A 26,507-nucleotide genomic window follows, 5' to 3' on the forward strand; every position below is an offset into this window, starting at 1 on the left:
CGCGAGCACCGCGAGGACCAGGCACGATGGTGTCCGACCGACCGCCCCGATCCGACCGAGGAGCTCGAGTGCGCACGACGTGGGGTTCCGCGACCGACCGCGGGCGCGTGCGCGCGCTCAACGAGGACGCGCTGCTGGCCCACCCGCCGGTGTTCCTGGTCGCCGACGGCATGGGCGGCCACGAGGCCGGCGACGTGGCGAGCCGGCTCGCGGTCGAGGAGTTCGCGCGGCTGGCCGGGCTGTCGACCGTCGACCCCTCGGACCTGCACGCCTGCTTCCGCAGCGCCGCCCAGCGGATCCGTGCCGCCTTCGAGCGCAAGGAGGGCGGCACCACCGTCTCCGGCGTCGCGCTCGGCGAGCACGACGGCGCCGCGCACTGGCTGGTGTTCAACGTCGGGGACTCCCGCGTCTACCGGTGGGCGGACGGCGAGCTCGCGCAGCTGACCGTCGACCACTCCGTCGTCCAGGAGCTCGTCGACTCCGGAGCGCTGTCCCGCGAGGCCGCCGAGCAGCACCCCGAGCGGCACGTGCTCACCCGGGCCCTCGGCACCGGCGCCGACCCCGAGCCCGACTACTGGATGCTCCCCGCCCGCCCGGGCGACCGGCTGCTCGTGTGCTCCGACGGCGTGACCGGCGAGCTCACCCCCGCCGAGGTCGCCGCCGTGCTCGCCGGCGCCGGCGGGAGCGGCGAGGCCGCCACCGAGCTCGTGCGGCGCGCCGTCGAGGCCGGGGGTCGCGACAACGCCACCGCCGTGGTCGTGGACGCCGCACCGATCGCAGACGATTCACCCGAATGGCTCGCGTTCGGGGCGGGTCCTGCCGATAAGACGTGGGACGAGACGGTCGACGGAGCAACCGTGCCGCGACCCCGGAGCCACCAGGAGGACCCTCGGTGATCGTGCCCGAGTACACCCCAGGCGACTGGTACGCCGTCGTCGCCGGCGGCGTCGTGCTGCTGCTCGCCCCGTCGACCCCGCCGGAGGTGGTCCGCGACGTGTGGGCCGCCGCCCCGGAGCGCGGCGGCGGCCTCGGCGCCCAGCTGGACGCGCTCGTCCGGCACGGCATCGGCGGGCTGCACCCATTCGCGGCCGTCGACCTCACGACCGGTGCCGTCCACACCGCGCTGCGCGGGGACGTGGAGGTCGAGGTCGTGCGCGGCACCCGCGCCGAGGTGCTGGCCGCGCCGCAGGTCGTGTCCTGGTCCGAGCGCTCCGTCGGCAGCGCCGACGAGGTGACCGTGCGCGCGTCCGGCGCCGGGCGGGGGTCCACGCTGCCGATCGTCAGCGGGGTCGTCCGGGCGTCCCGCGTCCGCGTGCGCCTCGCCGGTGCCGCCGACGCGTCCGAGGCGTCCACGACCGGCCCCGTCGTGCTCGCCGCCGCGCCCACGCCGGTGGCGGTCGCGCCCGCGGCCGACGAGGCGGCGGTGGTCGAGCAGGCGCCGGCCGTCGAGCAGGCGCCGGCCGCCGAGCAGGCGCCGGTCGCCGACGCGGCACCGGTCGCGGAGCAGGCACCGGTCGCGGAGGCTGCGCCGGTCGCCGACGAGGCGGTCGCCGAGCAGGCGCAGGTGACCGAGCAGGCGCCCGTCGCCGAGGTCGAGGCCGAGCCCGCCGTCGTGGAGCCCGAGCCGGCCGCGGTGGAGCCCGAGCCCGCCCTCGTGGAGCCCGAGCCGGTCGCGGTGGAGCCCGAGGCGGCCGAGCCCGTCTCGGTCGAGCCCGAGCTCCCGGCCGAGGACCTCGCTCCCGCCACGCCCGGGCCCGCCCCGGCGCCCGAGCCGTTCGTCCCGCCGGCACCCCCGGCGCCCGTGCTGCCCGGTCCCGCTTCCGCCGACGACCACGACGGCCTGACGATCCTGAGCGGTGAGCTCGCGTCGATCCGGCAGCACCTGCCGTCGTGGGCCGTCTCCCAGACCGGTGACTGGCCGTCCGGCGGCATCGTCCCGACGCCGTCCCCGGCGCCCGGCGCGTTCGGCACCGCCCCGCGCGGCACCGGGGCGATCCCGGTGACCGGCGTCACGTCCGGCACGGCCCCGACCGCGCAGGCCACGGTCCCGCGCCTCGCGCTGTCGACGGGTGCGCTCGTGCCGCTCGACGCCGTGGTGCTGATCGGCCGCGCGCCGCAGGCGACCCGTGCGCCCGACGGCGCCGAGCCGCGCCTCATCACGGTGCCGAGCCCCGAGCAGGACATCTCCCGCACCCACGCGGAGGTGCGCCTGGAGCTCGGCCGCGTGCTGGTCACGGACCTGTACTCGACGAACGGCATCACCGTCGCGAGCGGCGGCCTGCCGCCGCGGCGGATCACCGCCGGCGAGCCCGTCGCGGTCGGCGACGGCGACGTCGTGGACCTCGGCGACGGCGTGACGTTCACCGTGGAGCCGGGTGCGTGAACCGCGGACGTGAGGCCTCGCAGCCGCCACGCCTGCCCGGGTACACCGTGCAGCGGCTGCTGGGTTCGGGGGGCTCGGCCGACGTGTTCCTGTACGAGCAGGAGCTGCCGCGCCGGTCGGTGGCGGTCAAGGTCCTGCTCGCGACCGTCGACGCGCAGACGCGCGAGGCGTTCGAGCGCGAGGCGGACCTGACCGCCCGGCTGTCGCACCACCCGTCGATCGTGACGGTCTACCAGGCGGGGCTGTCCCCGGACGGCCGCCCGTACCTGGTGATGGAGTACTGCTCGCGCCCCGGCCTCGGGCAGCGGTACCGCTCGGAGCGGTTCGCGATCGGCGAGGTGCTGGAGCTCGGGGTGCGGCTGGCGTCGGCCGTCGAGACGGTGCACCGCGCGGGGATCCTGCACCGCGACATCAAGCCGGGCAACGTGCTGACGAACGACTTCGGCCGCCCGGTGCTGACCGACTTCGGCATCGCGTCGACGCTGGACGCCGGCGGACCGGCGGTCGGCATGTCGATCCCGTGGGCCGCGCCGGAGCTCCTCGCCTCCGAGCCGCACGGCGACGCCCGCTCGGACGTCTACTCGCTCGCGGCGACGCTGTTCTCCGCGCTCGCCGGCCGGTCGCCGTTCGAGCGCCCGGGCGGGAGCAACGAGGCGGCGGACCTGGTCGGCCGCATCGAGCGCGGCGCGCCGGTCGCCCCGACCCGCACGGACGTCCCGGAGCGGCTGCGCACCGTCCTGGCGCGGGCGATGGCCCGCGAGCCGCAGCTGCGGTACCCCACGGCGCTGGAGCTCGCGCACGACCTGCGGGCCGTGCAGGCGGACCTCGGGCTGCCGCTGACCCCGGTCGACGTGGAGGACGTCGCGTCCCTCGCCGGCCCGGGCGACGGCGCGGCCGGGGTCGCCGTCGCCGACGCCACCCGCGTCCGTTCGGTCGTCGAGGTCGCCCCGGGCCCCGTCCCGCAGCCGCGCACGACCGTCCCGGCCGGGCCGCCGCTCGACATCGGCGCCGGCGCGGAGTCCACCCGCCTGCGCCCCGTCGTGACCGTGCCGTCGGAGCCGGCGCCCGGGGCCGCCGCCCCTGCCGTCCCGGTTCCTGCCCCGGTGCACGAGGTGCACCCCGGCGGCCCGTCGCGCTCGCGCACCGGCCGGGTGCTCGCCGCGGTCGGCTCCGTGCTGGCCATCGCCGGGGCCGTGCTCGCCGTGGTGCTGCTCGCGAACCGGCCCGACGCCGCGCCCGCGCCGGGGGAGGGCACCGAGTTCCCCGGCCCGCAGGGCACCGTCGCGGCGACCGTGCCGAGCCCCACCAACCTGTTCGGCACCCGCAACGCCGACGGCAGCGTGGAGTTCACCTGGACCAACCCCGACGAGCAGGACGGCGACACGTACCTGTGGGGCCGGCGCACCGCGACCGGCGAGCCGCAGCTCCAGGTGGTCGACGACCAGCGCGTGACCGTGCCCGCGGACGGCGGCGGCGAGGTGTGCGTCGAGGTGTCGATCGTCCGGGCCGACCGCCGCGCGTCGGCCACCCCCGCGGAGGTGTGCGTCCCGTGAGGCTCCGCTGGAACCGGCGGCGGGCCGCGTCCACCGCCGCGGTGGTGACCGTCCCCGCCGTGATCGCGACCCTGGCCCTGGTGAACCCCGGCTTCCCGCTCGCGCAGGTCGACCTCAACGACGGCGCGGTCTGGCTGACGTCGACCAGCACGCTGCAGGTCGGCCGCTACAACGCGCAGGTCGAGGAGCTCAACGCCGGGCTGGTCGCCACCAGCACGGAGTTCGACGTGCTGCAGGACGCCGGTGACGTGCTGATCGTCGAGGCCGGCACGCTGTCCGTCGTCGACCCCGCCGGCGTCACCGCCGCGTCGCAGGTCGCCGTGCCCGCGGGCGCGCAGGTCTCGATGGCCGGCGGCACTGTCGCCGTCATGGACACCGAGGGCCGGGCGTGGGTGCGGTCGTTCGCCGACCTCCCGATGCTCCAGGTCACCACCGACGAGCCGGACGCGGACGTCGGCGCGGGCGGCCTCGTCACGGCGTCCGTCACGGGCGACGCGTTCGCTGTCGCCGCCGAGACCGGCGAGGTCACCCGCCTCACCCCGACCCCGGGCGGGGCGACCGAGGCCGCCGGGGCGCCGTCGCTGGACGGGCCCGTGGACGCGCTGACGGCGGTCGGCGACGTCCCGGTGGGCCTGGACGGCGAGACGGTCCGCACGCCCGGCGGGTCCAGCAGCCTGGGGCTCGCCCAGCCCGTCCTCCAGCAGCCCGGCCCGGCCGCGAGCACCGCGCTGGTCGCGGGCAGCACCGGCCTGGTCGAGGTGAGCCTGTCGTCCGGCGAGGTCGCCGCCGAGCACGAGGCCGGCGGCGCCGGCACGCCCGCGGCGCCCGTCCGCGTCGGCTCGTGCGCGCACGCGGCCTGGCCGACGGCGGCCGACAACTACCTGGAGCTGTGCGACGGCGCGCAGCCGCAGGTGCTCGACCTGGACGGCGTCACGAGCGCCGACCAGCTGGTGTTCCGGGTCAACCGCCAGGTCGTGGCGCTGAACGAGACCGTGAACGGCCGGCTCTGGCTGCCGCTGGAGGACACGCAGCTGCGCGAGCCCGACTGGACGGACGTCGTGCCGGAGGAGGAGCCGGAGGACGAGACCGAGCAGAGCGAGGGCGAGCGCACCACGCAGGAGCTCGTGCCCGAGTGCTCGCCGACCAGCGCCGCCCCGACCGCCGTCGACGACGCGTTCGGCGTCCGTGCGGGGCGGACGACGATCCTGCCGGTCATCGACAACGACACGTCCTCGGACTGCGGCATCCTCGTCCTCACCGACGTCGACCCGCTGCCGGGCGAGTTCGGGACGCTGCAGCAGGTGTACGGCGGCCGCGCGCTCCAGCTCGCGGTGCCCGCGGACGCCACCGGGAGCGTGACGTTCTCGTACTCCGTGAGCGACGGCCGCGGCACCGCCGCCCCGTCGACCGCCCAGGTCACGCTCACCGTCCGCGGCCCCGGCCAGGACGAGCCGCCGGTCCAGGAGCGCACCGGGGAGATCCGCGTCGAGCAGGGCGCGACCGCGACCTACCCGGCGCTCGCCGACTTCGCCGACCCCGACGGCGACCCCCTCACGCTGGTGGGCGCGGTCGCCGAGTCCGGCACCGCGCGGTTCCGCCAGGACGGCACCCTGACGTACGTCGCGGACGGCGGCGAGCTCGGCCGGACCGTCGTGCACGTGGTCGTCTCCGACGGGGTGTCGACCACCGAGGGCACCGTCGACGTCGACGTGCGCGCACCCGGGTCGCTGGACCTGCAGGTCGACCCCGTGCACGCGGTCACCTACGTCGACCAGGACGTCCTGCTGCGCCCGCTGGACGCCGTGCGCTCCCACGGCTCGGAGCGCCCGCGGCTCGCCGGCGTCGAGGAGGTCACGGGCACCACCGTGACGCCCGACCTGGATGCGGGTACGTTCTCGTTCCGGGCGGCGACGGCCGGCACCTACTACGTGTCCTTCACCGTGACCGCGGCGCCGCAGCAGGCCACCGGGCTCGCGCGGATCGACGTGCGCGCGCGGCCCGACCAGCCGGAGCCGCCGGTGGCGGTGCTGGACAAGGCCTGGCTGCCGGGCGGCGGCGAGACGACCGTCGACCCGCTCGCCAACGACACCGACCCGGCCGGCGGCGTCCTGGTCCTGCAGAGCGTGGACGCGCCCGCCGGCCTGCGCGTCGCGATCCGTCAGCGTCAGCTCGTCACCATCTCCGCGGTGAGCGCGCTGACCGAGCCGGTGACCCTGCAGTACGTCGTCTCCAACGGCACGGCGAGCGCGACGGGGCAGATCACCGTGTCGCCCGTGCCGCCCGCGACCACGTCGCAGCCGCCCGTCGTGGAGAACGCGACCGCGGACGTCCGCACCGGCGGGGTCGTGACGATCCCGGTGCTGGAGGGCGCCTACGACCCCGACGGCGACGCGGTCTCCCTCAAGCCGGAGCTCGCGGAGCCGCTCGGCGAGGGCCAGGGGCTGCTGTTCGTGGCCGGGGACGTGCTGCGCTACCAGGCGCCCGACACCCCCATGACGGCCTACGCGACCTTCGTCGTGCGGGACGCGACGGGCAACGAGACGGCGGCCACGGTCACGGTCCGGGTCCACGAGTCCGACCCCACGACCAAGGCCCCGCCCCGCCCGAAGGCCCTCACCGCGCGCGTGTTCGCCGGCGAGACCGTGCGGATCCCCGTGCCGCTGGTCGGCATCGACTCCGACGGGGACGGCATCACGCTGCTCGGCGTGGGCTCCGCGGGCACCAAGGGCCGCGTGACCTCCGTCGGCGCCGACTACCTCGAGTACGAGGCCCTGCCCGGCGAGGCCGGCACCGACGAGTTCACCTACGCGGTCGAGGACTGGACCGGCCAGCGCGCCGTCGCCACCGTGCGCGTCGGCATCGCCGCCCGCCCGAACGACAGCAACCGGGTTGTGGCGCGCGACGACACGATCACGATCCGGCCGGGCCAGCGCGTGGAGGTCCGCGTGCTGGAGAACGACACCGACGTGTCCGGGGGCGACCTGACGCTGCTGGACGACCTCGAGGTCGACGCCGGGCTCACCGCGTCCGTGTCGGGCAGCCGGATCCTCGTCCGGGGCGACCAGGCGGGGGTGCTCAACATCGGCTACACCGCCCAGAACTCGCGTGGCTCGCGGGCCGGCGCGGTCCTGTCGGTCACCGTCGACCCCGACGCCCCCGTGCTCGCCCCGATCGCGCGGGACGTGGTCGTGCCGCCGGTCGACACCGTCGGCCGGACCAGCGTGGACGTCGACGTGCTGGCCGTCGCGCAGAACCCGAGCGGCCCGCTGAGCGACCTGGAGGTCTCGGTGCCGCGCAGCGCGGCGGGCGCCGCCACCGTCGCGGCCGACGGCACCGTCACCGTCACGCTCGCCGAGCGCGCCCAGACGATCCCCTACCTGCTGACGAACCGGACCGCGGAGGGCGTGCGCGCGTACGCGTTCATCTCCGTCCCGGCCCTCGGCTTCTTCCCGCCGACCGCGCGGCCCCGCGCGCCGGAGCTCCGCGTCGCCAGCGGGGAGACCCTCACCATCCCGCTCGACGAGCAGGTGCAGGTCGCGCCCGGGCGCACGGCCCAGGTCGCCGACGCCACCGCGGTGACGGCCACGCGCTCCGACGGCTCCGCGCTCGTGGCGGACTCCACCACGGTGCGGTTCACGTCGGCGGCCGGCTACGTCGGCCCGGCGTCCATCACCGTCCCCGTCACGGACGCGACCGGCCCGGGCGACGCGACGGCGCGGACCTCGGTGATCACGCTGCCGATCACGGTGTTCACCGAGGACGACTACCCGCCGACGTTCGTCCCGTCGACCCTCGAGGTCGGGCCCGGCGAGGCGCCCACGACCGTCGACCTGCTCGCGTTCACGCAGGGGGTCGAGGGCGCCTCCGGGTCCGAGACCTACACCTACCGGCTGGCGTCCGACGTCCCCGCGGGGTTCTCCGCGACGCTCGACGGCTCCCGGCTGTCGGTGTCGTCCGCGGTGGGCACCCCCAAGGGCACGCGCGGCACGATCCAGCTGACGCTCGGCTACGGCCGCTCCGGCTCCATGGCCGTCCAGGTCGACGTCCGGACGATCGCGAGCACCCGCCGTGTCGCGTTCGTCCCGAGCCGCGAGATCAACGACGGCGTGCAGGGCCAGGAGAGCGTCGTCGACATGCTGAGCGCCGCCTCGAACCCGTTCCCCGACCAGCCGCTGCGGATCGTCTCGGCCACCGTCGAGACGCCCGGCACCGGCACCGCGAGCGTCTCGGGCGGCTCGGTGGTCGTGCGGCCGTCGGCGGAGATGGTCGGCCAGATGGTCGTCCGCGTCCGGGTGCGGGACGCGACCGACGACCCCGACCGCGAGGTCGCCGCGAGCGTGACCCTGCGCGTCCGGGGCAAGCCGGCGACCCCGGGCGCCCCCCGCGTGGGCGAGGTCCGGGACGGGACGGTCGTCCTGTCCTGGGACGCCCCCGACGGCCGTGGTGAGCCGATCCGGGGCTACCGCGTGACCGCGAGCAACGGCGGCGGCACGACCTCGTGCGCGAGCACGACGTGCACGATCGCGCCGCTCACCAACAACGTCGAGTACACGTTCACCGTCGCCGCGGAGAACGCCGTCGGCTGGTCCGACCCGAGCCCCGCGTCGGCCGTGGCGCGCCCGGACGCCGTGCCGGACACGCCCGCGGCGCCGGTGTGGACGAAGTTCGGCGACGGCGAGCTCACCGCCACGTGGACGCCGCCGAACAGCAACGGCTCTCCCGTCACGTCGTACACGCTGATGCTCTCGCCCGGGGGCAGCCCGGTGACGACGTCCGGCACGTCGTACACGTTCCGGGGCCTCACCAACGGCACGGCGTACACCGTGCAGGTGCGCGCCCACAACCGCGCGCCCGAGCCGAGCGTGTGGAGCGCCCCGTCGGTGACCGAGGTCCCGGCCGCCCCGCCGCAGGACCCGACGGTCAGCGCCGGCCGCGTCGGCACGCCCGCCGGCGGCCAGATCAACGTCTCCTGGTCGCCGCGCGCCACCAACGGCGACCCGATCAGCGGCTACGAGCTGCGGATCAGCGGCGGCGGCATCAACCGCACCGAGACGTTCGGGGCGGACCGCACCACCTACGCGATGACGGACGCCGCCAACGGCGTCGAGTACCGGTTCGACGTCGTCGCGATCAACAAGGCGGGCCGGTCGCAGGCCGGCTGGACGACCGCGAAGGCGTACGGCCGCCCGACCACCCCGGGCTCCGCGCAGGTCTCGGCCTCGGGACCGGACGCGGGGTGGGGCCAGGGCTGGGCGCGCATCGCCTGGGCCGAGGCCGACGGCAACGGGCAGTCGATCGAGGGCTACGAGATCCTCCGGGACGGCGTCGTCATCGACCGGACGAACGCGTGGGCTCGCGACTACCGCCTCAACGGGCTCACCGGCGGGACGTCGATGACGCTCCAGGTCCGCGCCGTGCACGACGGCGGGCAGAGCGACCTCGCGGGCGGGCAGGTCACTGTGTCGACGCGCCCGAGCGACCCGGGCCGGCCGACGATGACGCAGACGCCGTCCGACCCGTCGCAGCGGCCCACGTCCGTGCGCGTCGCGTGGCAGCCGAGCACCTCGGGCGAGGCCGGCAAGGCGGTCACGTACCGCTACCGCGTCGTCGACTTCCCCGGCCAGGACTCCGGCTGGCAGACCACGGGCGCGACCTCGATCGACCTGGCCGTGCCGGCGACCGCCCGCAGCGGGTTCCGGTTCCGCGTCGAGATCGAGGCCTTCACCACCGACGGGCAGCCGTCGGGCCGCGTGGGTCAGTGGGACCAGCTCACCGTGGCGTGGAACGAGGCGCCGCCCACGCCGCCCGAGCAGCCGGAACCGCCCGGCGCCGGAACCTCTCCGTGAGCCCCGGCCTGCCGATCGGACGTCCGGGACCTCCCGCGCCGCCCGCCACCGCACGCCAGCCCCGACAGACCCGCCAGCCCCGACAGGAGTCGAGCACCCGATGACCCCCGAGCAGTCCGCCTGGTTCTCCGAGACGTTCACCGCGCTGGTCACCAACGTGTCCCGCGCGGTGCTCGGTGCCGACCGCCCGGTGCGGCTCGTGCTGACCGCGATGGTCGCCGAGGGCCACGTCCTGCTCGAGGACGCCCCGGGGACCGGCAAGACCTCGCTGGCCAAGGCCATCGCGGCCTCGGTGCAGGGCACGCACCAGCGCATCCAGTTCACGCCGGACCTGCTGCCGTCCGACGTGACGGGCGTGACGATCTGGGACCAGGGCGCCCGGACCTTCCAGTTCCACCCGGGGCCGGTGTTCACGTCGGTGCTGCTCGCGGACGAGATCAACCGCGCCTCGCCGAAGACGCAGTCCGCGCTGCTCGAGGTGATGGAGGAGGGGCACGTCACCGTCGACCGGGACACGCACCCGGTGGGCCGCCCGTTCGTCGTCATCGCGACGCAGAACCCCATCGAGCAGGCGGGCACGTACCGGCTGCCGGAGGCGCAGCTCGACCGGTTCCTGGTCCGCACGTCGCTGGGCTACCCGGACCGCACGTCGACGGTGGAGATCCTGTCGGGCGCGCGGGACCGCACCAGCACGCTCGACGCCGTGGTCACGACCGCCGGCATGGTCGAGATGGCCGAGCTGGCGCACACGGTCCACGTCGACGGCTCGGTGCTGGACTACGTCGCCCGCCTGATCGAGGGCACCCGCGAGGACCCGCAGACCGCCCTGGGCGCCAGCGTCCGCGGCGGGCTCGCGCTCGTCCGGTGCGCCCGCGTGGCCGCCGCCGCGGCGGGCCGGCCCTACGTCATCCCGGACGACATCAAGGAGCTCGCGGTGCCCGTCCTGGCGCACCGGCTCGTGCTTGACCCGGAGGCCGACTTCCTCGGCGCCACGACCGTCCAGGTCGTCGAGCGCGTCCTGTCCGCCACGCCGCCGCCGGTGGCGCGCGCGTGAGGAGGAACGACACGTGGGTCCGTCGGGGCGTGGCGTGAGGCGGTCGCACACCCGGCTGTCGGGCGTCGGCTGGGGCGCCGTGCTGCTCGGCGCGGCGGCCGCGGCCGCCGGCGTGCTGCTCGGCTGGGTGGAGCTCGCGTCCGCGGGAGCCGTCGGCGTGGCGGCGGTGCTGGTGGCCGTGGCGATGACGTGGGGGCGCCTGCCGCACGACGTGCGGCTGGACCTCGCGGACCGGCGCGTGCGCGTGGGGGAGCGGGCCTTCGGCGGCGTCGTCGTGTCCGCACCCGGCGGGCGCCGCACGCGGGCGGTGCGCCTGGAGCTCCAGGTCGGCGCCGGCCGCGCCGAGCTGGACGTCCCGGCGCTCGCGCCCGGCGAGGAGCACGAGGAGCTGTTCGCCGTGCCCACGGACCGCCGCGCCGTCGTGACGGTCGGCCCGGTGCGCGCCGTCCGCGGCGACCCGCTCGGCCTCGCCGTCCGGCACGCCGTGACCACCGGCTCCGAGGACCTGTACGTGCACCCGCGCGTCGTCATGCTGACCGGCGCCGACGCCGGCCTGCTGCGCGACCTGGAGGGCGGTGCCACGCGCGATCTGTCCGACGCCGACCTCGCGTTCCACGCCCTGCGCGACTACGTGGTCGGCGACGACCGCCGCTCGATCCACTGGCGGACCACCGCGCGCCGCGGGGTCATGACCGTCAAGCAGTACGAGGACACCCGGCGCACGCAGACCGCCGTGGCGCTGGCGACCGACCCCCGCGACTACCGGCACGCCGACGACGACGCCGAGCTGGAGCTGGCCGTGAGCGTCGTCGCGTCCGTCGGCGTGCACGTGCTCGGCGAGGAGCACCCGCTCGCGGTGCTCGCCGGCTCCGGCCGCGTGCGGACCACCGCGCGCCGCCCGTTCCTGGACGACTGCTCCGGCATCGCCGTGGGCCCCGACGGCACGGGCTCGTCGCTGCTCGGCCGGCGGATCGCCCGCGAGGCGCCGGACGTGACCCTGGCCTTCCTGGTCACCGGCTCGGTCGTGGCCGACGCGGACCTGCGCGCCGCGGCCCGGCACGTGCCCGAGGGCACCCGCACGCTCGTGGTGAGCTGCGTCCCCGGCGCCGAGGTGCAGGTCCGCACGCAGCGCACCCTGAGCCTGGTGCGGCTCGGCTCTCTCGACGACCTGCCCCGCGCCCTCCGGCTGGCGGCCGCCGCATGACGACGACGACCATGCCCGCGTCCCCGGCCGCCGCCGCGCCGAGCACGACGCCGCCGGTCACGACCGCGGTGCTGGTCGTCGTGGCGGTCCTCGCGGGCGGCCCGCTCGCCACCCCGTCCGAGGCGCTGGGCGGCGTGCTCCCGACCCCGGCCTCGGTCGTCTCGGTCGTGCGCGGGTCCGCGCTGGGCTGGAAGGACGTGCTGACGCTCCAGCCGCCGCTCGGCGGCTCCGGCTGGCTGCTCGTCCCGCCGTACCTGCTCGCGCTGGTCGGCACCGCGGTCGCCGTCCGCCTGGCGGTCGGCTCCGGCCGCGCCGCACCGGCCGCCGCCCTGCTGCCACCGCTGTGCCTGGCCGCCGCCGTCCTGCTCGGCACGCACACCACGGTCGCCCCCGTGGCCGTCGGCGTCGCGCTCGCCGCGGGGCTGCTGGTCTGGGCGTCCTGGCGCTCCGGGCGCCTGCGCGTCCGGCGCCCCGTCGCGCTCCTGCTCCTGCTGGGTCTCGCGGTGGGCACCGGCGTGGTGTCCGGGGCGGTCGTCCAGGAGCAGCGCGACCGGTACGTGCTGCGCGACGCGCTCGTCCCGCCGTTCGACCCTCGGGACTACGCCAGCCCCCTGTCCGCCTTCCGCGCGTACGTCAAGGACGACGACGCGGTCGAGCTGTTCACCGTCTCCGGGCTGCCGGAGGGCGGCCGCATCCGCCTCGCGACCTTCGACCGGTTCGACGGCGTGGTGTGGAACGTGGCCGGCGACGGCTCGTCCCGCGCGTCGGGGGAGTTCCGGCGCGTCGGGGAGACCGTCAGCGAGCAGGCCGTCGAGGAGGCGGCCGCCGTCGAGGCCTCCGGCACCGGCGGCTCGCGCGTCGAGGTCGAGGTCCAGGTCGGCGAGCTCGACGGCGTCTGGCTGCCGACGGTCGGCGACGCGGTCTCCGTGCGCCTCGAGGACACCGAGGCGCAGTCGCGGCTGCGGTTCAACGACGCGACCGGCGCCGCGGTGCTCACCGGCGGCCTGGACAGCGGCCTGCGCTACACCCTGGACGCCGTGGTGCCGCAGGAGCCCGACGACGAGCGGATCGGCTCCGCCGCGGCGAGCGGCCTCGACCTGCCCGAGGCGCAGGGCGTCCCCGACGCGGTGGTCGCCGCGGCGTCCGACGTCGTCCGCGACGCCGAGACGCCCGTCGAGGTCGCCCGGGCCCTCGAGCGGTCGCTGTCCGAGGGCGGGTTCTTCTCCCACGGGCTGACGGACCGCGGGGACTACCCGTCGCTGTCCGGCCACGGCGCCGACCGGGTCGCCGCGCTGCTCGGCGGCGACCTCATGGTCGGCGACGACGAGCAGTACGCGTCCGCGATGGCGCTCATGGCCCGCGAGATGGGCCTGCCCGCGCGCGTCGTCATGGGCTTCGCCCCGGGCGACGACGAGGCAGCCGAGGCGTCGGCCGCGCCGGCAGACCCGGCAGACCCGGCCGACCCGGACGCGCCCGTCGTGGTCACCGGCGCCGACGTGAGCGCCTGGGTCGAGATCGCCTTCGAGGGCTACGGCTGGGTCACCTTCGACCCCACGCCGCCCGAGAGCCAGACGCCCCAGGACGAGCAGGAGACCAGCCAGGCCGACCCCGAGCCGCAGGTCGCCCAGCCGCCGCCCCCGCCGCCCGCGCCGGTCGACCCGCCGGAGGACGACACCGAGCAGCCGCAGACGCAGGACAGCGAGGACGCCGCCACCTGGCCGCTGTGGCAGCGCGTCGTCCTCGGCGTCGCCGCCGGCTCCGGGCTGGTCCTCGTGCTGCTCGCGCCGTTCCTGGTCATCGCCGGGCTCAAGGCCCGCCGGCGTCGGCAGCGGCGCCGGGCGGCCGAGCCGCTGCGCCGCGTCGTCGGCGGCTGGCAGGAGGTCCTCGACCTCGCGACGGACCTGCGTCGCGACGTCGACCCCGTCGCGACCCGGCGGGAGGGCGCGCGGGACCTGGCCGACGGGTTCACGGCCCCGCCCGCGCCGCCGGAGCGCCGGGGGAAGCGGAAGCGCACCGCGCCCGCTGCCGCCCCCGCCGCACCTCCGACGCCGCCGCCCGCCGCTGCCGAGGCCGCCGCGGCGGTCGTCGCGCTCGCCGAGCGGGCCGACGCCGCGGTGTTCGGCGCCGCGGACCCGACGGTCGCCGACGCCCGCGACTACTGGGCGCAGGTCGACCGGGCGCTCGCCCGGATGCGGGCCGCGACGCCACGCAAGCAGCGCCTGCGCGGGCGCATCACCACCCGGTCGCTGCGCCGGTCCGCCCGGTCCGCCCGGGCCGACCGGGCCGACCGGGCCCGCGAGGGGCGCGCACGACGAGCACGACGGAGCACAGGAGCAGACGGATGAGCAGCACGAACGGCAGCGGCGTCCCCGGGGCGTACGGCGCGCCCCCGGCACCGCTCGGCCGCCGCGTCGCTGCCTGGCTGCTGGACGGTGTGCTCACCTCCCTCGCGGCGGCGCCGCTGTGGCTCGCGCAGCTGCCCGTCCTGACCGCGTCGCTGCGGGACGCGGCGGCCGGGGGGACGGGGAGCACGGCCGCCGCGGAGCCCGTCGCGCCGAACGCGCTGCTGCTGGGCGTCGGTGCGGTGCTGCTGCTCGCCTGGGCGGGCTTCCAGTGGTGGTGCCACGGCACCCGCGGCTGGACGGTGGGGCGCCGCGCCCTCGGGCTGCGGACCGTCGACGTGCGGACCGGGCGGCCCATCGGGCTGGGACGGGCGCTCGGCCGGTACCTGGTCGTGGTGCTCGGCGCGCTCGCCTGCGGCGTCGGCCAGGCCGTCGTCCTGCTGTCCCCGCTGTTCGACGGCACCGGCCGGCGCCGCGGCTGGCACGACCGGGTCGGCGACGCGATCGTCGTCGACGTGCGCGGGCTCGCCGCCACCCGCCGCGTCGCCTCGTGGGACGGGCACGCCCCCGCGACGACGACCGGGTCGCTCACGGCCGGCGTCCCCGGCGGGCACGAACTGCCGACGGCACCCGGCACGCCCGCGCTCCCCGCGCCGGCGCCGTCCGTCGACCCCACGCCGTCGGAGCCCACGCGCACCCGCTGGACCACCCTCGCCACCGAGCGCCAGCTCGACGGCCCCGGGCCGGGCGCGCCGAGCGGCGGGAGGACCCCCCCGGGCCCGGACCTCGACCCCCCGCCGATGCCGGCTGTCCCGCCCGCCCCCCCCCCCCCCCGCCGCGCCCACCGTGGTGGCGCCCGGCTGGCCCGCGATGGCGCCGGCACCGCAGCCGCCCACGCTCCCGGCCCCCGTCTTCCCGGACTCCGTCGCCCCGCACCCCGTCTCCCCGGACCCCGCCTCCCCGGACTCCGGGCCGGGAGCCTGGGGTCGGCACGCCGCCCGCCCGGCCGCGCCGGTGCACCCGGACTCCGCCCCGGTCCGGTCGGTGCCGCCCGCACCTGCCCCCGCACCCGCACCCCCGCCCGCACCTGCCCCCGCGCCCGCACCTGCCCCCGCGCCGCAGCCTGCCTCGGCACCACCCGCGTGGCTCGACCGGGCGGCCTTCCCGCCACCGCCGCCCGCCCCGGCCCCCCTGCCCTCCCCGCCCTCGCTCCCCGCCGGCGACCTCCCGGCCGTCCCGCCGGAGGCGTTCCCGTCCCCGGGGGCGTCGCCCTCCGCGGGGGCCGGCTGGGCCGTGCGGCTGCCGGACGGCACGATCGCCGGGCTCGACGCCCCGCTGCTCGTCGGGCGGAACCCGGACCCGCAGCCCGGGGTGCGCACCGTGCCGGTCGCGGACCCGAGCCGGTCCGTGTCGAAGAACCACCTCATGCTCGGCGTCGACGAGCAGGGCCCGTGGATCGTCGACCGCGGTTCCACCAACGGCACGCTCGTGACCCTCGCGGACGGCCAGCGCATCGTGTGCCTCCCGGACCGCCGGGTGCGGCTCTCGGACGGCTCCCTGGTGACGTTCGGCGACCTCTCGCTGTCGGTGGGGGTCCGCGCCTAGAGTGACGCATGGGCCGCCCGCGGTCTGGTGCGACGATGCAGGACGTCGAGCTGGTGGACGTCGCTGACCGTTCGAGCGCGCCCGGGCCACGGCGCCCGCCCCGGCGGGCGTCCCGCGGCCGCGAGCCCCCCGGGCCCGGTGCACCGGGGGACGCGAGAGCCCCGTCACCGCCGCACCGCCGGCGGTGGGTCGCCGTGCTGGTGACGGCCGCCGTGCTGGTCGGGGGCGTCCTGGCCGTGGGGGAGGCCGCCTCGCGCGAGGCGCCGGCGGAGGCCGTGCCCGCCGGCATGGTCGCGCCGCTCGACGGGCCGCCGTGGGCGCAGTGGCGCGCGCCCGTGGGCCGGACCGACGACGTCCTGTCCGCGTCCGGCGTGCTCGTGGTGTCGTCGGTGCGCGAGCGCCGGTTCACGGTCACGGGGTACGAGGCGACCACGGGGGCCCGCATCTGGACGCGCGACCTGGGCGAGGTGTCCGGGACGCGCCCCCTGACGGGCTGCCCCCACGACGGCGGGGACGTCGGCGACGTGGTGCTGTGCGTCGTGGAGCCGCGGCCCTCGCCGGACGACTGGGAGCCCGGCACGGTGCCGTTCCCCGCGCCGGACGAGGGTCCCGTCCACGTGACCGCCCTGGCCGCGGCGACCGGCGAGGTGCTGAGCCGGTGGACGGTGCAGGGGCGGCTCGCGGCGGTGGAGCGCCTGCGGGACGACCTGGTCATCATGGGCGTCGGGTCGGACGGCCACGCCGAGGTCGGCCGGTACGCGGGCGAGGGCGGGGAGCGGCTCTGGTGGTACCGCGGCGACGAGCGGCTGCGCCTGCGGGAGGGGATCATCTCGGGGTCCGAGGTCCGGGTCAACGACTCCTTCGTGCTGGTGCAGGGCTGGTCCGCGACCGTCCTCGACGCGCGCACCGGTGACCAGATCAGCACGACGCCGCCGACGTGGTTCGTGGTCGGGGCGCTCGCGGGCGACCTGTTCGGCACGTGGACCAGCGGCGAGGGCGGGAGCGTGCGGGACCGGCACGGCCGCGAGCTGTTCACGACCCGGGCGCTGTTCCCGACCATCACGGCGAGCGACGGGGAGCCGGTCGACCTGCTCGTGATGGACGAGGGCGGGACGCTCGTCGGCCGGACGCTGCCCGGCGGCGCGGAGCGGTGGCGGCTCGACACGTACCGGGCGGTGCGCCTGCAGGTCGACGGCCGCCTCGTGCTGCTCGGGGTCGACGGCTACCAGGTGGTGGAGCTGCGCACGGGGGCGGTCGGGTGGGAGTCCCCGTACAAGGTGCTCATGTGGTGGGCGCCGCTCACGGACGGGCGGCTCGTGCTCGCCGCCGGGAGGTCCGCGACCGGGATGCCGACCATGGAGGCGCGCCGGCTGACCGACGGCCACCTGGAGTGGTCGCTGCCCATGGAGGACGGGGTGCGCTCCGTGACGGCCGTCGGCGGGCACCTGCTGCTGCGGACCCGCGAGGAGATGATCGTGCTGCGGTGATCGTGCTGCGCCGATCGTCCAGTGCCGCGGCGAGGAGTCCGGATGCTGAGCGCTTGCGGTCCGCCCCTCGGTGCGGGGTAGGGTGCTGATGTGCTCACGCGACGCGACCTCCTTCTTCGCCGCCGCGACGAGGCCCTCTAGGCCGGATCCTCGTCGCGGAGTTCGGTGCGCCGGCTGACCCCCAGCACCCGCGAGGCGAAGGATCCCCCCGATGAGCTACCACGACCGCACCCCCCAGCAGCCGTCCGGCATGCCGGTGCACAAGTACCGCCCGTTCTCCGAGCAGATCCGCGTCGACCTGCCGGACCGGACGTGGCCGACGAAGCAGATCACGACGGCCCCCCGCTGGTGCGCGGTCGACCTGCGCGACGGCAACCAGGCGCTGATCGAGCCGATGAACGCCGCCCGCAAGCTGGCGATGTTCGAGCTGCTGGTGCAGATGGGCTACAAGGAGATCGAGGTCGGGTTCCCGTCGGCCTCGCAGACGGACTTCGACTTCGTGCGGATGCTCATCGAGGAGGGCCGCATCCCCGACGACGTCGTCATCCAGGTGCTGACCCAGTCCCGTGAGCACCTGATCGAGCGGACGTACGAGGCGATCGCCGGCGCGAAGCAGGCCATCGTGCACCTGTACAACTCGACGTCCGTGCTGCAGCGCGAGGTGGTCTTCCGCAGCGACGAGGACGGCATCGTCGACATCGCGGTCAGCGGCGCGCGGCTCTGCAAGAAGTACGAGGAGACGGTCCCCGGCACCGAGGTCTTCTACGAGTACAGCCCCGAGTCGTACACGGGCACCGAGCTGGAGTTCGCCGTCCGGATCTGCAACGCGGTCCTGGACGTGTTCGAGCCGACCCCCGACAAGCCGGTCATCATCAACCTGCCGGCGACGGTCGAGATGGCCACGCCGAACGTGTACGCGGACTCCATCGAGTGGATGGGCCGGCACCTGCGGCACCGCGAGAACGTGGTGCTGTCCCTGCACCCCCACAACGACCGCGGCACCGCCGTCGCCGCCGCGGAGCTGGGCTACCTGGCCGGCGCGGACCGCATCGAGGGCTGCCTGTTCGGCAACGGCGAGCGCACCGGCAACGTCTGCCTGGTGACCCTCGGCATGAACCTGTTCAGCCAGGGCGTGGACCCGCAGATCGACTTCAGCGACATCGACCACATCCGCCGCACGGTCGAGCACTGCAACCAGATGCCCGTCCCCGAGCGGCACCCGTACGGTGGCGACCTGGTGTTCACCGCGTTCTCCGGGTCGCACCAGGACGCCATCAAGAAGGGCCTGGACGCCATGGCCGCCCGCGCGGAGGCCGAGGGCGTCGGGGTCGACGACATCGCCTGGGCGGTGCCGTACCTGCCGATCGACCCGAAGGACGTCGGCCGCTCGTACGAGGCGATCATCCGCGTGAACTCCCAGTCCGGGAAGGGCGGCATCTCGTACCTGATGAAGTCCGAGCGCGACCTGGACCTGCCGCGCCGCCTGCAGATCGAGTTCTCGCAGGTCGTGCAGCGGTACACCGACGCGCACGGCTCGGAGGTCACGGCGGACGCCCTGTGGCGGATCTTCACCGACGAGTACCTGCCGGTCGAGCCCGGCTCCGACCTGGCGCCCTGGGGGCGGTTCGCCCTCCGCGGCACCCGCGCCACCAGCGGCGAGGAGGGGCCCGACACGCTCACCGTCGACCTGGTGGACGCCGGCACGGAGCGGACCGTCGAGGCGTCCGGCAACGGCCCGATCGCGGCGTTCGTCGCGGCGCTGGGCGAGGTCGGCGTGCGGGTGCAGGTGCTCGACTACGCCGAGCACGCGCTGTCCGCGGGCGGCGACGCCACGGCCGCCGCGTACGTCGAGTGCGCGGTGGGCGACCAGACGCTCTGGGGCGTCGGCATCGACCCCTCGATCACCACCGCGTCGCTCAAGGCGATCATCTCCGCGGTCAACCGCGCCCACCGCTGACCCGGCGCCGGCACCCCCTGGACGGGCCGGCCGCCACCCCTGACCGGCCCAGCGCCCGGTCCCGGCACGCTCGCGCCCACCGGCGCGCGACGCCGGGGCCGGGCGTCGCCGTGCGCGAGACGGGCTCCCGCCGTGGCGGACCTGGGCGGATGCGGCACGCGCTGGGCGAACGGTGCCGCGCGGGGGAGCCCGGCGGGGGGAGAATGGACGACGTGAGCCTCTACCGCGACGAGGCGATCGTGCTGCGCACCCACAAGCTCGGGGAGGCGGACCGGATCGTCACCCTCCTGACCCGCACGCACGGCAAGGTCCGTGCGGTCGGCAAGGGCGTCCGGCGCACCACGTCGCGGTTCGGCTCGCGGCTGGAGCCGTTCATGCACATCGACGTGCAGCTCAGCACCGGCCGGAACCTCGACGTCGTCACGCAGGTCGAGACGATCGGCGCGTACGGCCGGCCGGTGTGCGAGGACTACGCGCTGTACACCGCGGGCACCGTGATGCTGGAGACCGCGGAACGGCTGGTCGAGGCCGAGCGGGAGCCGGCGCTGCAGCAGTACTGGCTGCTGGTCGGGGCGGTCCGGTCGCTGGCCGCCCGGGAGCACGCGCCGGGCCTGGTGCTCGACTCCTACCTGCTGCGCGCCCTGGCCATCGCGGGCTGGGCGCCGTCGTTCACCGACTGCGCGCGCTGCGGCCGCCCCGGCCCGCACCACTCGTTCGCCGTCGCGCAGGGCGGCGCGGTCTGCGGGTCCTGCCGCCCGCCCGGCGCCACCGCGCCCGCACCGGAGACGCTGTCGCTGCTGGCGGCGCTGCTCGTCGGGGACTGGCCGGTGGCGGACGCGTCCGCCGAGCGGCACCGCCGGGAGGGCAACGGCCTGGTCTCCGCGTACTCCCAGTTCCACCTCGAGCGCACGCTGCGCTCGCTGCCCATGGTCGAGAGGATCTGATGCCGGTTCCGCCGCCCCCGCACCCGAGCGGGGCCCGCCCGCCGGTGCTCCCGCAGGAGCTCGTCCCGCAGCACGTCGCGGTCGTGATGGACGGCAACGGCCGGTGGGCGAACGCCCGCGGCCTGCCGCGCACCGCCGGGCACGCCGCGGGGGAGGCGTCGCTGCTGGACGTCGTCGCCGGCGCGATCGAGATCGGGGTCAAGCACGTGTCCGCGTACGCGTTCTCCACCGAGAACTGGTCGCGGTCGCCGGAGGAGGTGCGGTTCCTCATGGGGTTCAACCGCGACGTGCTGCGCCGCCGCCGGGACCTCATGGACTCGTGGGGGGTGCGCGTCCGGTGGGCGGGCCGGCGTCCGCGGCTGTGGCGCTCGGTGATCAGCGAGCTCGAGGAGGCCGAGCGCCGGACCGTGCACAACACCACGTGCACGCTCACGATGTGCGTCAACTACGGCGGCCGTGCCGAGATCGCGGACGCGGCGAAGGCGATCGCGCAGGACGTCGCGGCCGGCCGGCTCAAGGCGGACAAGGTCACCGAGAAGACGGTCCAGCGCTACCTCGACGAGCCCGACCTGCCGGACGTCGACCTGTTCCTGCGCAGCTCCGGGGAGCAGCGCGTGTCGAACTTCATGATCTGGCAGTCCGCGTACGCGGAGATGGTGTTCCTGGACGAGCCGTGGCCCGACGTGGACCGGCGGCACCTGTGGCGCGCGATCGAGACCTACGCCAGCCGCGACCGCCGCTACGGCAAGGCCGTGGACAAGCCGACGACGGCCTGACCAGCGCGATCGCGCCCGCCGTGTCGGTGCCGGGGCCTAGGTTGAGGGCATGAGCACCCTCACCGTGGGCATGATCACCTTCGACACCACCGACGCCGTCGCGCTCGCCACCTGGTGGGCGCGGCACACCGGCGGGACGGTGCAGGACGAGGCCGGCGGCTGGTTCGTCACCGTCGCGTCGGACGGGCCGACGCTCGCGTTCCAGAAGGTCGCGGACCCGACGCCCGGCAAGAACCGGCTGCACCTGGACCTGCACGTCCCCGACCGGCTCGCCACCGCCGACGCCCTCCTCGCCGACGGCGCCACCCTCGTCGCGGAGCGCGTGATGGGGGACCTCTCCTGGACCGTCCTCGCGGACCCGGACGGGAACCAGTTCTGCCTGGCGCAGGAGGACGGCGCCTGACGGGGCGGCTCAGACGAGCTCGTCGGCCGCCCGGTCGCGGTCGGCGTCGGGGCCGGTCGGCCCGTGGACCGGCGCCCGCCGGCGCAGCACCCGCCACGTGACGAGCGCGGCCAGCGCCACCACGACGCCGGCCAGGGCCCACGGCGACGCCGTCGCGAGCCGCACGCCCGCCCACACCGCCGCGAACCCGACGGTGCCCCAGATGACCGCCCACGCCACGCTGCCCGGCACGGACGCCACCGTGAACCGCAGGTACGGCATCCGCACCAGCCCCGACCCGACGAACACGGCGCTCTGCACGCCGACGGTCAGGTAGGCGAAGGTCACGGCGAGCGGCCCCCAGCGGTGCACGAGCGCGAGGCCGCGCCGGGCGGTGCCGGTCCGCATGAGGCGCTGCACCTGCGCGCGCGCCGCGGCACGGCGCCGGGACGGGTCGGCGGCGGTCGCGGGCTCCGAGCCGGCGGTGGCGTCGTCGGACGGCGCCCCGGGCGCCCGGTCGGCCAGCCGTGCGGCGCCGCTGAACACCCCCCGCCCGAGCCAGTACAGCAGGTGCGACCGGGCCATGACGATGCCGAACAGCGCGGCGACGACGGCCCCGATCGGCCACCCGTCCATGCCGTAGGCCGCCGCCACGTCCGTCACCCGCCCGAGTCTACGAGTGAGGTGACCCTCACCCGTAGGGCGGGCGTCACGCGGTCAGTCGCACGTCGCGCGGGCGGTGCCGATCTCGACGTCGTCGGGGAGCTCGGGGTGCGGGTCGTGCGGCGCTTCTGCGGTCCGTCGCCGGGTGAGCAGCGGCCGGGTGACAGCGGCCATCGCGTAGAGGGCGATGGCGAGCAGCACGATGGTCGCGCCGGGCGGGATGTCCTCCCAGTAGGTGATCGACAGCCCGACCACGCTGACGCCGACGCCGATGCCGCTGGCGATCGCCATGGTCCGGGCGAACGACCCGGCGAGGAGCTGGGCGACCGCGACGGGCACGATCATCAGCGCGCTGACCAGCAGCAGCCCGACCACCCGCATCGCGATGGTCACGGTCAGCGCGGACATCGTGGCGACGACCATGTTGAGCGCGGTGACCGGCAGGCCGGACCCGCGGGCGAACTCCTCGTCGTGGCTGACGGCGAACAGCACGTGCCGCAGGCCGATGCCGACGGCGAGCACCCCGACCGCCAGGGCGACGGTCCACCACAGGTCCCCGGTCGACACGGTGGAGATCGACCCGAACAGGTAGGACACGAGGTTCGCGTTGGTGCCGCCGGCGAGCTTGATCAGCAGCACGCCCCCGGCGATGCCGCCGTAGAACATCAGCGCGAGCGCCAGGTCGCCGGACGTCCGGCCGCGGGCGCGGACCCACTCGATGGCGACGGACCCGATGACGGCGGCGACGACGGCCCCCGGCACGGCCAGCGTGTCCTGCGGCACGAGGCCCGCCCAGGTGCCGACCAGCCAGCCGAGCGCCACGCCGGTGAGCGCGACGTGGCCGATGCCGTCGCCCATGAGGGCCAGGCGCCGCTGCACGAGGAACGTGCCGACGACGGGCGCCGCGGCGCCGACCAGGACGGCCGCGAGCAGGGCCCGCTGCATGAGGGGCGACGACAGCATGGCGCCGAGCGTCTCGAACCACGTCACGGCAGGACCTCCATCGACAGCCCGGTGCTGCCGGCGTCCGGCGGGAGCGGGTCGGCGTGCGGGTGGGTGTGCTCGTGGTCCGGTCCGGCGTGCTCGCCGCGGGGGGTGGGCGGCGGGCCGTCGTAGACGACGCGGCCGTGCCGGAGCGCCACGGCCCGGTCGATCAGCCCGGCGAACGAGCCTAGCTCGTGCAGGATGACCAGCACCGTGCCGCCCGCCTCGTGCAGCCGGCGGACCGTCGCGACGAACGTCTCCTGGGTCGGCAGGTCGATGCCGGACGTCGGCTCGTCCAGGACCAGCAGCTCGGGCTCGCGGACCAGCGCCCGGGCGATGAGCACGCGCTGCTGCTGGCCGCCGGACATCTGCAGCACGGAGCGGCGGGCGTGCGCGGCCATGCCGACCTCGTCCAGGGCGGCGAGCGCGCGGCGGCGGGCGTCGCGGGGCGGACGCAGCCGGCGGCCGTGCACCAGGCCCGACATGACGACCTCGAGCGCCGTGGCGGGGACTCCGCCACCGGCCGGCAGGCGCTGCGGCACGTACCCGATGCGCTCCCACGGCACGCCGTTGCCCAGCGCCCCGCCGAGCAGGTGCACCTCGCCGGCGGCGCGCGGCACGATGCTCAGCAGCGCGCGCACGAGCGTGGACTTGCCCGAGCCGTTCGCGCCCAGCAGCGCCACGACCTCGCCCCGGTCGACCCGCAGGTCGACGCCGGACAGGATCTGGTGCCCGCCGAGGGTCACGTCGACGCCGGTGGCCAGCACCGCGGGGGAGCCGGGGGCGTCGCTCATGAGCACACCAGCGCGGTGCGGAGCGTCTCGAGGTTCGCGTCGGCGACCGACGCGTAGTCCTGGGTGTCGTCGGTCAGTCCCTCCAGGGGGTCCAGCACCGCGGTGTCGACGCCCAGCTCGGCCGCGAGGGTCTCGGCGACCTTCGGGCTCGCGAGCGTCTCGAAGAAGATCGTGGAGACCCCCTCGTCCCGGACGACCTGCCCGACCTCGGCCAGGCGCGCGGGGGAGGGCTCGCCCTCCGGGTCGACGCCGGAGATGCCGACCTGCTCGAGGTCGTACCGCTCGGCCAGGTAGGAGAACGCCTCGTGCGTGGTGACGATGGCGCGGCTCTCGCACGTCGCCAGGCCCGCGACGTACCGGGCGTCCAGGTCCGCCATCTGCTGGGCGAACGCCTCGGCGCCCGCGGCGTACTCGTCGGCGTGGTCGGGGTCGATCTCGCTCAGCTGCGCGGCGACGTCGTCGGCGACGGCCGGCAGGCGCGTGGGGTCGAGCCAGAAGTGCGGGTCGAGCGAGCCGTGCCCGTGCTCGTCCTCGTCGGCGTGCTCCTCCTCGTCCGCGTGCTCGCCGTCCTCGGCGTGCTCGGCGGGGTGCAGCTCGGTGTCCTGCGCGGCGTCGACCACGTGCGCGGGCGGGTTCGCGGCCACGGCGTCGTCGACGGACGGCTGGAACTCGGCGAGGTACACGACCAGGTCGGCGCGCCCCACCTCGTCGACCTGCGCGGGGGAGAGCTCGAGGTCGTGCGGCTCGGCCCCGGGCGGGGTGAGGGACTGCACGTCCACCAGGTCGCCGCCGACCTGCTGCGCGACGTACTGCAGCGGGTAGAACGACGCGAGGACGGTCACGCCGTCGCCGGAGCCGGCCGCGTCGCCGGGCGAGCACGCGCTCAGGGCCAGGGCCGTGGCGAGGCCCGCGGACGCGGCGAGGGGCAGGGTGCGTCGACGGGGGGGCATGCGGTCCATCATCGACCTGTTGAGAACGAGTGTCAAAACCGGCACGGGGCTCGCCCCGGGGACGACCGCCGCTCCGGCCGCCCGGACCGGTAGCCTGTCCAGCGATCCCACCCCCCGCGTCACCCAGGCGCGCAGGACCCCGGCACCAGGAGCACATCACCGTGGCAGCACCCTCCCGTCTCGACTCCGTCGTCTCCCTCGCCAAGCGGCGCGGGTTCGTGTTCCAGAGCGGCGAGATCTACGGCGGCTCCCGCTCCGCGTGGGACTACGGGCCGCTGGGCGTCGAGCTCAAGGAGAACATCAAGAAGCAGTGGTGGCGGACCGTCGTGCAGAGCCGCGACGACGTCGTCGGCCTCGACTCCGCGGTGATCCTCCCGCGCCAGGTCTGGGTCGCCTCCGGCCACGTCGGCGTGTTCACCGACCCGCTGACCGAGTGCCTGTCCTGCCACAAGCGGTTCCGCGAGGACCACATGCTGGAGGAGTACGAGGGGAAGAAGGGCCGCGCGCCCGAGAACGGCCTCGCGGACATCGCCTGCCCGAACTGCGGCACCCGCGGCCAGTGGACCGAGCCCCGCGACTTCAACATGATGCTGAAGACGTACCTCGGCCCCGTCGAGGACGAGTCCGGCCTGCACTACCTGCGGCCCGAGACCGCGCAGGGCATCTTCGTGAACTTCGCGAACGTCCTGACCACCAGCCGCAAGAAGCCGCCGTTCGGCATCGGCCAGATCGGCAAGTCGTTCCGCAACGAGATCACGCCCGGCAACTTCATCTTCCGCACGCGCGAGTTCGAGCAGATGGAGATGGAGTTCTTCGTCGAGCCCGGCACGGACGAGACCTGGCACCAGTACTGGATCGACGCGCGCACCGACTGGTACGTCGACCTGGGCATCTCCCGCGACAACCTGCGGCACTACGAGCACCCGGCCGAGAAGCTCTCGCACTACTCCAAGCGCACGGTCGACATCGAGTACAAGTTCGGCTTCAGCGGCTCCGAGTGGGGCGAGCTCGAGGGCATCGCGAACCGCACCGACTTCGACCTGTCGACGCACTCGAAGCACTCCGGCCAGGACCTGTCGTACTTCGACCAGACGAAGGACGAGCGCTGGGTGCCGTACGTCATCGAGCCGGCCGCCGGCCTGACGCGGTCGCTCATGGCGTTCCTCGTCGAGTCCTACACCGAGGACGAGGCGCCGAACGCGAAGGGCGGCGTCGACAAGCGCACCGTCCTGAAGCTCGACCCGCGCCTCGCGCCCGTCAAGGCCGCCGTGCTGCCGCTGTCCCGCAACGAGCAGCTCTCGCCGAAGGCCCGCGACCTCGCCGCGGAGCTCCGGAAGAGCTGGAACGTCGACTTCGACGACGCCGGCGCGATCGGCCGCCGCTACCGCCGCCAGGACGAGATCGGCACCCCGTTCTGCATCACGGTGGACTTCGACACCCTCGACGACCAGGCCGTCACGATCCGGCACCGCGACGACATGTCGCAGGAGCGGGTCGCGCTGGACCAGGTCACCGGCTACCTCGCGCAGCGCCTGCTCGGGGCCTGAACCGAGCCGGAGCGTGCTCTGAGCGCCACGGGCCAC

Annotated in this window: 18 protein-coding genes and 1 pseudogene; 15 read left to right on the top strand and 4 right to left on the bottom strand. The window is 75.9% G+C overall.

Going from position 1 to position 26,507, the window contains the following annotated elements; translation table 11 throughout:
- The first annotated feature begins 68 nt into the window (after positions 1-68).
- The 14 genes and pseudogenes from QNH85_RS07830 to QNH85_RS07890 all read left to right on the top strand — a co-directional run bounded on the left by QNH85_RS07830 (position 69) and on the right by QNH85_RS07890 (position 21,554).
- Entirely contained in the window at positions 69-896 is an 828-nt protein-coding gene (locus QNH85_RS07830; protein ID WP_282945629.1) for a PP2C family protein-serine/threonine phosphatase, read from the top strand.
- Positions 893-2,383: an FHA domain-containing protein gene (locus QNH85_RS07835; protein ID WP_282945630.1), complete on the top strand. Its 1,491-nt coding sequence runs from the start codon at positions 893-895 to the stop codon at positions 2,381-2,383. Before QNH85_RS07830 ends, QNH85_RS07835 begins: the two co-directional genes overlap by 4 nt.
- Positions 2,380-3,936 carry a serine/threonine-protein kinase gene (locus QNH85_RS07840; RefSeq protein ID WP_282945631.1) on the top strand — a complete coding sequence of 519 codons (1,557 nt, stop codon included), beginning with the start codon at positions 2,380-2,382 and terminating at the stop codon, positions 3,934-3,936. The genes QNH85_RS07835 and QNH85_RS07840 overlap by 4 nt, the downstream gene beginning before the upstream one ends.
- Positions 3,933-9,782 carry an Ig-like domain-containing protein gene (locus QNH85_RS07845; RefSeq protein WP_282945632.1) on the top strand — a complete coding sequence of 1,950 codons (5,850 nt, stop codon included), beginning with the start codon at positions 3,933-3,935 and terminating at the stop codon, positions 9,780-9,782. The genes QNH85_RS07840 and QNH85_RS07845 overlap by 4 nt, the downstream gene beginning before the upstream one ends.
- A gap of 100 nt (positions 9,783-9,882) precedes the next feature.
- A complete protein-coding gene (locus tag QNH85_RS07850) occupies positions 9,883-10,836 on the top strand; it encodes an AAA family ATPase (RefSeq protein ID WP_213283618.1) in 954 nt (317 codons plus the stop codon).
- Positions 10,837-10,870: 34 nt separating this feature from the next.
- Entirely contained in the window at positions 10,871-12,040 is a 1,170-nt protein-coding gene (locus QNH85_RS07855) for a DUF58 domain-containing protein (RefSeq protein ID WP_282945633.1), read from the top strand.
- The gene (locus QNH85_RS07860; protein ID WP_282945634.1) at positions 12,037-14,385 is read left to right on the top strand and encodes a transglutaminase TgpA family protein; all 2,349 of its coding nucleotides are present in this window, start codon (positions 12,037-12,039) and stop codon (positions 14,383-14,385) included. Before QNH85_RS07855 ends, QNH85_RS07860 begins: the two co-directional genes overlap by 4 nt.
- A pseudogene (locus QNH85_RS20010) lies at positions 14,382-14,867 on the top strand (RDD family protein); the annotation flags it as partial. The gene QNH85_RS07860 and the pseudogene QNH85_RS20010, both read left to right, overlap by 4 nt.
- An 808-nt stretch (positions 14,868-15,675) precedes the next feature.
- Positions 15,676-15,987 (top strand): FHA domain-containing protein, encoded by a 312-nt coding sequence (locus QNH85_RS07865; protein ID WP_282945635.1) that lies wholly within the window; start codon positions 15,676-15,678, stop codon positions 15,985-15,987.
- A gap of 194 nt (positions 15,988-16,181) precedes the next feature.
- Positions 16,182-17,474, top strand: a complete 1,293-nt coding sequence (locus QNH85_RS07870; protein ID WP_282945636.1) for an outer membrane protein assembly factor BamB family protein — start codon at positions 16,182-16,184, stop codon at positions 17,472-17,474.
- Positions 17,475-17,685: 211 nt separating this feature from the next.
- The gene (leuA, locus tag QNH85_RS07875) at positions 17,686-19,431 is read left to right on the top strand and encodes a 2-isopropylmalate synthase (protein ID WP_282945637.1); all 1,746 of its coding nucleotides are present in this window, start codon (positions 17,686-17,688) and stop codon (positions 19,429-19,431) included.
- 212 nt (positions 19,432-19,643) lie between these two features.
- The gene (recO, locus tag QNH85_RS07880; protein WP_282945638.1) at positions 19,644-20,375 is read left to right on the top strand and encodes a DNA repair protein RecO; all 732 of its coding nucleotides are present in this window, start codon (positions 19,644-19,646) and stop codon (positions 20,373-20,375) included.
- Positions 20,375-21,151: an isoprenyl transferase gene (locus QNH85_RS07885; protein ID WP_213284145.1), complete on the top strand. Its 777-nt coding sequence runs from the start codon at positions 20,375-20,377 to the stop codon at positions 21,149-21,151. Before recO ends, QNH85_RS07885 begins: the two co-directional genes overlap by 1 nt.
- Positions 21,152-21,200: 49 nt before the next feature.
- Complete coding sequence (locus tag QNH85_RS07890; RefSeq protein ID WP_282945639.1) at positions 21,201-21,554, top strand: VOC family protein; 354 nt, start codon at positions 21,201-21,203, stop codon at positions 21,552-21,554.
- A gap of 9 nt (positions 21,555-21,563) precedes the next feature.
- Here QNH85_RS07890 and QNH85_RS07895 read toward each other — a convergent pair whose 3' ends face one another.
- The 4 genes from QNH85_RS07895 to QNH85_RS07910 are packed head-to-tail and all read right to left on the bottom strand — an operon-like array spanning position 21,564 to position 24,924.
- Entirely contained in the window at positions 21,564-22,196 is a 633-nt protein-coding gene (locus tag QNH85_RS07895; RefSeq protein WP_282945640.1) for a DedA family protein, read from the bottom strand.
- Positions 22,197-22,250: 54 nt separating this feature from the next.
- The gene (locus QNH85_RS07900) at positions 22,251-23,159 is read right to left on the bottom strand and encodes a metal ABC transporter permease (RefSeq protein WP_428830377.1); all 909 of its coding nucleotides are present in this window, start codon (positions 23,157-23,159) and stop codon (positions 22,251-22,253) included.
- 23 nt (positions 23,160-23,182) lie between these two features.
- Complete coding sequence (locus QNH85_RS07905) at positions 23,183-23,974, bottom strand: metal ABC transporter ATP-binding protein (protein WP_282945642.1); 792 nt, start codon at positions 23,972-23,974, stop codon at positions 23,183-23,185.
- A complete protein-coding gene (locus QNH85_RS07910; protein ID WP_282945643.1) occupies positions 23,971-24,924 on the bottom strand; it encodes a metal ABC transporter substrate-binding protein in 954 nt (317 codons plus the stop codon). Before QNH85_RS07910 ends, QNH85_RS07905 begins: the two co-directional genes overlap by 4 nt.
- 161 nt (positions 24,925-25,085) lie before the next feature.
- Between QNH85_RS07910 and QNH85_RS07915 the strand changes: the two genes are divergently transcribed.
- Complete coding sequence (locus QNH85_RS07915) at positions 25,086-26,471, top strand: glycine--tRNA ligase (protein ID WP_282945644.1); 1,386 nt, start codon at positions 25,086-25,088, stop codon at positions 26,469-26,471.
- The last annotated feature ends 36 nt before the right edge of the window (positions 26,472-26,507 follow it).

Source organism: Cellulomonas endometrii, from assembly GCF_949769265.1.
GTDB lineage: Bacteria > Actinomycetota > Actinomycetes > Actinomycetales > Cellulomonadaceae > Cellulomonas > Cellulomonas endometrii.